At 72.5% G+C, this 7,459-nt stretch carries 7 protein-coding genes; 2 read left to right on the top strand and 5 right to left on the bottom strand.

The window, feature by feature from the left end; translation table 11 throughout:
• The coding region (locus KME77_RS04050; RefSeq protein ID WP_246609145.1) for a glycoside hydrolase family 15 protein at positions 1-1,039 on the top strand (1,039 nt) is incomplete at its 5' end.
• 58 nt (positions 1,040-1,097) lie between these two features.
• On the opposite strand, the gene KME77_RS04045 is transcribed toward KME77_RS04050, so the two are convergent.
• The 3 genes from KME77_RS04045 to KME77_RS04035 are packed head-to-tail and all read right to left on the bottom strand — an operon-like array spanning position 1,098 to position 3,616.
• Entirely contained in the window at positions 1,098-1,967 is an 870-nt protein-coding gene (locus KME77_RS04045; protein ID WP_219462052.1) for a hypothetical protein, read from the bottom strand.
• Positions 1,968-2,010: 43 nt separating this feature from the next.
• Positions 2,011-2,904, bottom strand: coding sequence for a S66 peptidase family protein (locus KME77_RS04040; protein ID WP_219462050.1), 894 nt, complete (start codon positions 2,902-2,904; stop codon positions 2,011-2,013).
• Positions 2,891-3,616, bottom strand: coding sequence for an SIR2 family NAD-dependent protein deacylase (locus KME77_RS04035; RefSeq protein WP_219462054.1), 726 nt, complete (start codon positions 3,614-3,616; stop codon positions 2,891-2,893). Before KME77_RS04035 ends, KME77_RS04040 begins: the two co-directional genes overlap by 14 nt.
• A gap of 42 nt (positions 3,617-3,658) precedes the next feature.
• Between KME77_RS04035 and KME77_RS04030 the strand changes: the two genes are divergently transcribed.
• Positions 3,659-4,546: a sulfotransferase family protein gene (locus KME77_RS04030; protein WP_219462047.1), complete on the top strand. Its 888-nt coding sequence runs from the start codon at positions 3,659-3,661 to the stop codon at positions 4,544-4,546.
• Here the strand turns inward: KME77_RS04030 and KME77_RS04025 are convergent.
• Both KME77_RS04025 and KME77_RS04020 read right to left on the bottom strand, forming a co-directional pair.
• The gene (locus KME77_RS04025) at positions 4,515-6,407 is read right to left on the bottom strand and encodes an ABC transporter ATP-binding protein (protein ID WP_219462045.1); all 1,893 of its coding nucleotides are present in this window, start codon (positions 6,405-6,407) and stop codon (positions 4,515-4,517) included. The genes KME77_RS04030 and KME77_RS04025 overlap by 32 nt on opposite strands.
• Before the next feature lie 154 nt (positions 6,408-6,561).
• Positions 6,562-7,389, bottom strand: coding sequence for an enoyl-CoA hydratase/isomerase family protein (locus KME77_RS04020; RefSeq protein WP_219462043.1), 828 nt, complete (start codon positions 7,387-7,389; stop codon positions 6,562-6,564).
• Between the last annotated feature and the right edge of the window lie 70 nt (positions 7,390-7,459).

Below are 7,459 nucleotides of genomic sequence, written 5' to 3'. Positions count from 1 at the left end.
GCGCAACTGGGACTACCGCTACTGCTGGCTGCGCGACGCCACGATGACGCTCGACGCGCTGATCAACTCCGGCTACCTCGACGAGGCGGCCGCCTGGCGCTCGTGGCTGCTGCGCGCGATCGCCGGCCGCCCGCAGGACCTGCAGATCATGTACGGCGTGGCGGGCGAGCGCCGGCTGCCGGAGATGGAGCTGGGCTGGCTCGACGGCTACGAGGACTCCCGCCCGGTCAGGATCGGCAACCAGGCCGTCAGGCAGCTCCAGCTCGACGTCTACGGCGAGGTGATGAACTGCCTGTTCGTCGCCCGGACCTCGGGCCTGGCGGCCGACGACCGCGCCTGGGCGATCCAGCGCCAGCTGCTGGCCTGGGTCGAGGAGCACTGGGACGAGCCCGACGAGGGCCTGTGGGAGGTGCGCGGGCCGCGCAGGCACTTCACGCACTCCAAGATGATGTGCTGGGCGGCCCTGGACCGGGGCGTGAAGTACGTCGAGCGGTTCGGCAGGACGGGCCCCGTCGAGCGGTGGCGCCAGGTGCGCGACGAGATCCACGCCGAGATCTGCCACAAGGGCTTCGACTCCAGGCGCAACACCTTCACCCAGTCGTACGGCTCCACCGCGCTCGACGCGGCGCTGCTGCTCATGCCCATGATCGGCTTCCTGCCGGCCGACGACCCGCGCGTGGCCGGGACGGTCGCGGCGATCGAGAAGGAGCTGATGTCCGACGGCTTCGTGCTGCGCTACCCGGTCGCCGAGGACAACGACGTCGACGGGCTGCCCGGCGGCGAGGGCGCGTTCCTGGCGTGCAGCTTCTGGCTGGTGGAGGTGATGGCCCTCCAAGGGCGCAAGGAGGAGGCGCGCGAGCTGTTCGAGCGGCTGCTGGCGCTGCGCAACGACGTGGGGCTGCTGGCCGAGGAGTACGACCCGCGCTACGCCCGCATGGTGGGCAACTTCCCGCAGGCCTTCAGCCACGTGCCCCTCGTGCACGCCGCCCGCGCGCTGTCCGACCTGGGCGAGGCGAGCCAGGCGGGCTCACGCGGCTGAGGCGGCGGCGCGGGCGGCCGGTCAGTGGTGCCGGTGACCGCGGGCGGCGCCGGTGGCGTCAGACGGCGAGGCGGGCCAGCACCCTGGCGAACTCGGGCGGCGGCGCCACCACGAGCCGCGTCATCCCGTCCTGCAGCACGATGTCGGCCCTGATGAGCGTCAGCCGGTCCTCGTGCCACCAGTACACCTGCGGGCTCAGCCCGTCGGTGCGGGCGGCGTGCACGCGCAGCCGCTCCAGCGCCCGCACCACGCCGATGCCGTCCACCGGGTGGACGATCAGCGTGTACGGGTCGGGCAGCACGACCAGCGCGCCGTCGCCGGGCACCGGCAGGTGGTCGCCGAGCCAGCGCAGGTGGGTGGCGGCGGCCGGGGTGCGCCCGGTCAGGCGGGTCACCGGCGTGCCCGACAGCTCGATGGACTCGACCTCCAGCCGCTCGTCCTGCCGCACGTTGGCGACGGCCAGCTCCAGGGCCTCGGCGGACGGGACGGGCCAGCAGCCGGCCTCCTCCGGCCGCACCGCGCGCGAGCCCACGGTCAGCAGCTCGACGAGGTCGCCGTTGAGGTGGCGGCCGACCACCCTGGTCAGGTCGGGCACCGCGTCGACCGACTCGACGCGGGTCCGCAGCAGCGGCTTGACCTGGTCGAGGTCGCACACGTCGAGCAGCTCGTCGGCGGCGGCGACCGCGTGCGCGAGGTGCTCGGAGACCAGCATCGGCCAGTCCTCGCGGGCCCGGCGGCCCGCCTCGCGGCGCAGCCCGGTGAGCCTGACCAGGATCTCCCTGCCGCCACCGAGCGTCAGCGAGGCCCCGTCGGCGGCGAACGCGCAGGTGTGGCCCATCGACTCGGCGACGAGGCCGAGCAGCGAGTCGAGGTCGATGTCCTCGATGGATCGCCGCGAGGGCTCCCGGTCACGTTTGAACAAGTTCACGCGCCGTGTCCCCTCTGTCTGTTTCGTCCCTATCCGTGTCTTCCTACCTTGCCTGCTCCTCGTCGCGGAACAGACCAGCCAGCGAGCACGATTCGGTATCGATAACCCCAAGAGCCCCAAGCCACACACTCATCTGTGGTGACCCATGGCCAACCGGAAGCCCGGCGAGCACGGGGACGCCGAGCGGCAGCAGCCGCTCGCGCAGCACCGGGTAGGGGTCCTCGCAGTCCACCCACGAGCCCAGCGCGATCCCGCGCACGCCCTCGAAGCAGCCGGCCCGCAGGAGCTGGGTGAGCATCCTGTCGATCCGGTACGGCTCCTCGGCGATGTCCTCCAGCAGCACCAGCCCGCCCTCGAACGAGGGCTGATGGCGGGTGCCGCACAGGGAGGCCAGCAGCGACAGGTTGCCCCCGGTCAGCACGCCCTCGGCCCGGCCGGGCGCCAGCACCCGGTCACCGGTCACGGGCGGCGCCTGGCGCTCCAGGGCGGCCAGCAGGTGCTCCCAGGTGTCCGGCTCGGGCTCCTCCCCGGCCGCCAGGAGGTTGCAGGCCGGCATCGGGCCGTGCAGCGTCGGCACGCCCAGCTCGGCGCCGAACGCCTGGTGCAGCGCCGTGATGTCGCTGGAGCCGACGAGCGTCTTGGGCCCGGCCGCGCGCATGGCGTCCCAGTCGAGCAGGCCGAGCAGCCTGGCGGCGCCGTACCCGCCCCTGGAGCAGAACACGACGGAGACGGCCGGGTCGCACCAGGCCGCCTGGAGGTCGGCGGCGCGCGCCTCGTCGGAGCCGGCCAGGTAGGGCAGCTCCTGGCGGTCCAGCGCGCTGCCGCCGGTCACGACCTTCAGCCCGAGCCCCTCCAGGCGCTGGACGCCGCGGGCGAGCAGGGTGGCGTCCGGGGGGCCGGACGGGGAGACGACGGCGACGGTGTCACCTGGCCGCATCGATGAACTCCTTGACGAGCGTGGGCAGTGCCTGGCCGATCGGGTCGTCGATCACCTGGTCGGCGTACGGGTCGTAGGGGGTGGGCTGGGCGTTGACTATCACCAGCCGGGCTCCGGCGTCCAGCGCCTCGGCGCACAGGCTCGCGGCCGGCTGGACGGTCAGGGAGCTGCCGACGGCCAGGAACACCTCGCAGGAGCGGGCGGCGTCGAGCGCCGCGCCGAGCACCTCGGGCCTGAGCGCCTGGCCGAAGGAGATCGTGCCGGCCTTCTGCAGGCCGCCGCAGCGGGCGCAGGGCGGGTCGTCCTCGCCCGCGGCCAGCCGGTCGAGCGCCTCGCGCATCGGCGTGATCCCGTCGCAGGTCAGGCACTCGACGCGGAACATCGTCCCGTGCAGCTCGATGACCTTCTCCGGCGACGACCCGGCGCGCTGGTGCAGCTCGTCGACGTTCTGGGTGACGATGGCGCGCAGCAGCCCGGAGCGTTCCAGCTCCACCAGGGCCAGGTGGGCCGCGTTCGGCTCGGCGTCCCAGGCTGCGTGGTCGCGTCTGGCCCGCCACGAGCGGCGCCTGACGTCGGGGTCGGCGAGGTAGTTGTCCAGGGTGAAGAGCGCCTGCGCTGCGGGATCACGGGTCCACACGCCCCGCGGCCCGCGGAAGTCGGGGATCCCGGAGTCGGTGGAGATGCCCGCTCCGGTGAGCACCGTGACCGGCATTGGCTCTTTCACCTGCCAAACGGTGTCACACTTACCTCTCGTATGCGACTTCCGCCCCACATCCTCGTGGTCAACGGCATCAAGGTCCGCCGGCCGGTCTTCCTGCTCGGTGCCCCGCACTCCGGCGCGGACCTGCTCGCCCGCGCCCTCAAACGCTCCCCCGGCTTCCACGTCACGATGGGCCGCTCGTCGGTCGCCCACGTGGTGTACGCCTTCGCCCGCCGGCCGTCCATCAGCCGGACCTCGGGGGCCGTGCGCGTGATGCGCGACGCGCTCGCCGAGTCCTGGCAGGTGCTGGCCCGCTCGTGCGGCCAGTGCGCCGAGCCGTGCCGGGAGGCCGGCGGCGTGACGGGCAACGGCCCGTGCGTGGCCACGAGCGAGGTGACCAGGTTCGGCGACGGCAGCCCCGACCTGCTCTACAGCGCGCCCGTGCTGCTCCAGTCGTTCCCGGACGCCCGCTTCGTGCAGCTGATCCGCGACGGCCGCGACGTGACCGCCGACATGCTGGACGACCCCGCCTGCCTGGCGTGGTTCAAGCCGGTGATGCTGTCGGAGGGCACCGAGTTCCCCAACCCGTTCCTCGGCGTCAACCGCGACGAGCACCTCGACCGGTGGAAGGGCATGCCCGCCGCGGGCAAGAGCGCCCTGCGCTGGCGCAGCGCCGTGCGGCTGAGCGCGACGCTCCGCCGCGACCTGCCCGAGGGCCAGCTCCTGACGCTGCGCTACGAGGACCTGGTGCAGCGGCCGGTGGAGGCGGTGGCCGCGCTCGGGGAGTTCCTGGAGACGCGCGTGTCCAAGATCGGGCTGCTGGGGCCGCGGGTGAGCGAGGTCGGCTCCTGGCGCACCCGGCTGCGTCACGGCGACGCGACGCTGGTGGAGAAGGTCGCCAAGGAGGAGCTCACGAGACTGGGCTATCTGGGGAAGCGCTGAACTGGGTGCGGTACAGCTCGGCGTACAGGCCGCCGCGGGCCAGCAGCTCCTCGTGCCGGCCCCGCTCGGCCACCCGCCCGTCCTCCACGACGAGGATCTCGTCGGCCTCCCTGATCGTCGACAGCCGGTGGGCGATCACCAGCGAGGTGCGCCCGGCCAGCGCCGTCTTCAGCGCCTGCTGCACGGCCGCCTCCGACTCCGAGTCGAGGTGGGCGGTGGCCTCGTCGAGCACGACCACGCGCGGCGCCTTCAGCAGCAGCCTGGCCAGCGCCAGCCGCTGCTTCTCGCCGCCGGACATCCGGTAGCCGCGCTCGCCCACGACGGTGTCGAGGCCGTCGGGCAGCCCCTCGACGAGATCACCTATCTGCGCGGCCCTGAGAGCCTCCCAGATCTCCTCGTCGCTCGCCTCCGGCCTCGCGTAGCGGAGATTGGCCCCGATCGTGTCATGGAAGAGATGAGCGTCCTGCATGACCACGCCCACGGTGTCGCGCAGCGAGGCGAGCGTGGCCTCGCGCACGTCGAGGCCGTTGATCCGCACCGCGCCCTCGCCGACGTCGTACAGCCGCGAGACCAGCGAGGTGATGGTGGTCTTGCCCGCCCCCGAGTGGCCGACCAGCGCGACGAGCTGACCCGGCCGGGCGGTGAACGACACGCCCCTCAGCACCGGCTCCGACGGGCCGCCCACGTCCTGCCTGGCGACCGACTCCAGTGAGGCGAGGGAGACCTCCTCGGCCCCCGGGTAGCGGAAGCGGACGTCGTCGAACTCGATCGTCGCCGGCCCGCCGGGCACGTCGCGGGCGTCCTGCCGCTCCGACACCATCGGCCTGAGGTCGAGGATCTCGAAGACCCGGTCGAAGCTGACGAGCGCGGTCATCACGTCCACGTGCACGTTCGACAGCGAGGTGAGCGGGCCGTACAGCCGCATGAGCAGCGCGGCCAGGGCCACCAGCGTGCCCAGCTCGAACGCCCCGCCGACGGCCAGCACGCCGCCGATGCCGTACACCAGGGCCGTCGCCAGCGCCGCGACCAGGCCGAGCGCCACCCGGAACACGGTGCCGTACATGCCGACCGTCACGCCCACGTCGCGCACCCTGGCCGCGCGGGCGCCGAACACGGCGGCGTCGTCCTCCGGCCGGCCGTACAGCTTGGCCACCATCGCGCCCGCCACGTTGAAGCGCTCGGTGGTGACCGAGCTCATCTCGGCGTCGAGCTGCATCTGCTCGCGGGTCAGCGCGGACATGCGGCGGCCCACGTACTTGGCGGGCACCACGAAGATCGGCAGCAGCACGAGCGCGACCAGCGTCACCTGCCACGACAGCGCCAGCATCGCGCCCATCACCACGACCAGGCTGATCACGTTGCTGACCACCGACGACAGCGTGCTGGTCAGCGCCCGCTGCGCGCCGATCACGTCGCTGTTGAGCCTGCTGACCAGCGCCCCCGTCTGGGCGCGCATGAAGAACGCGACCGGCATGCGCTGCACGTGGTCGAACACCTCGGTGCGCAGGTCGTAGATCAGGCCCTCGCCGACCCGCGACGAGAACCACCGCTGCGCCAGCGTCAGCCCCGCGTCCACCAGCGCCAGCCCTGCGATCGCCACCGCCAGGCCCACCACGACGCCCGCCCGCCCGGGCAGGATGCCGTCGTCGATGATCGCCTTCATCAGCAGCGGGTTGGCCACCACGATCACCGCGCTCGCCATCACCAGCAGCAGGAACGCGACGATGTGCCGGGTGTGCGGCCTGGCGTAACGCGCGATGCGCCGGACCGTGCCGGGGGTCAGCCGCTGTTTTGTCACGGTGTCGTCGCGTCTGAGCGACATGAACACCTGGGGGCCGAAGCCCCCTCCCATCATCGCCATCCGGGTCCTCCTGCCCTGGATGAGCGTCCGGGACGGGGGCGGTGTTCCCGGGTCCGCTCACCGCGAAACCGGCCCGCCGGCGCCCGCCGTCCCGCCGACGCGCGCCGGGGACTCGCGGAGGGGAGGCACCTCGTGCCGCCGCGGGGGCGGCGGGTCAGCCGCCGAACAGCGCCTTGAGCCGCTGCGACTGCTCCAGTCCCTCCGCCACCGCCTGCTCCTCCAAGGTGCGCGCGTGCGCTCCCTGGAGGAGTCGCTTGGTCGCCGCGGCCGCGTCCCGGTTGGTCGACAGCAGTTCGGCGATCTTGTCCTGTACGGCGCCCGCCAGGTCGTCCCTGGCGACCACCCGTTCGGCGAGGCCGATCCGCAGCGCCTCGGGGGCCTCCACGACGCGGGCGGTCAGGCAGATGTCGATCGCCTTGGCCAGTCCCACCAGCTCGACCAGTGGCTTGGTGCCGGTCAGATCGGGCACCAGCCCCAGCGCCGGTTCTTTCATGCAGAATTTGACGTCGTCGGCCACGATGCGCAGATCGCAGGCGAGCGCGAGCTGGAACCCCGCGCCGATCGCGTGCCCCTGTACGGCCGCGATGGAGACGATCTCCGGTCGGCGCAGCCAGAGGAATCCCTGCTGGGCCTGCCTGATGCGCTGCTCGAACGTTGTCGCGTCGAGTTGCGCGGCCGAGCTGAACGAGCCCTGTCCGGGCACCCCCTCAGGCGTGAACATTCGCAGGTCGATACCTGCCGAGAAGGACGGTCCCTCACCGCTCACGACGACGATGCGCACCTGCTCAGGCAGGTTGCCCCCGATGTCAGCCAGTGCCGCCCAGGTCGCGAACGTCTGTGCGTTGCGCTTGCTGGGCCGGTCCAGCGCGATCGTCGCGATCTCACCGTCCACCTCGAAGCGAATTCCGATCTCCGCGAGTCTTTCCCCGGAGACTTCCTTCGCGTACCCCCCGCGCTGTTGTGGCGCCTTCGCTTCCGCCATCGCCCGCTCCTCGTCACTTGACCGTCGCGCCCGAGCTTACAGAATATGATTCTGGCTCGGGCGCGACGGC

Source organism: Nonomuraea rhizosphaerae, assembly GCF_019396405.1.
In the GTDB taxonomy this organism is placed as follows: domain Bacteria; phylum Actinomycetota; class Actinomycetes; order Streptosporangiales; family Streptosporangiaceae; genus Nonomuraea; species Nonomuraea rhizosphaerae.
Note: the sequence above shows the minus strand (reverse complement) of the source record. Positions and strands in the feature narration are given on the sequence as shown.

What these genes read in the sequence shown, in the direction of transcription:
- KME77_RS04040 (WP_219462050.1), bottom strand. Translation starts at nt 2,904, where the DNA reads ATGCGGCCAGGTGACACCGTCGCCGTCGTCTCCCCGTCCGGCCCCCCG.
- KME77_RS04035 (WP_219462054.1), bottom strand. Translation starts at nt 3,616, where the DNA reads ATGCCGGTCACGGTGCTCACCGGAGCGGGCATCTCCACCGACTCCGGG.
- KME77_RS04030 (WP_219462047.1), top strand. Translation starts at nt 3,659, where the DNA reads ATGCGACTTCCGCCCCACATCCTCGTGGTCAACGGCATCAAGGTCCGC.
- KME77_RS04025 (WP_219462045.1), bottom strand. Translation starts at nt 6,407, where the DNA reads ATGGCGATGATGGGAGGGGGCTTCGGCCCCCAGGTGTTCATGTCGCTC.
- KME77_RS04020 (WP_219462043.1), bottom strand. Translation starts at nt 7,389, where the DNA reads ATGGCGGAAGCGAAGGCGCCACAACAGCGCGGGGGGTACGCGAAGGAA.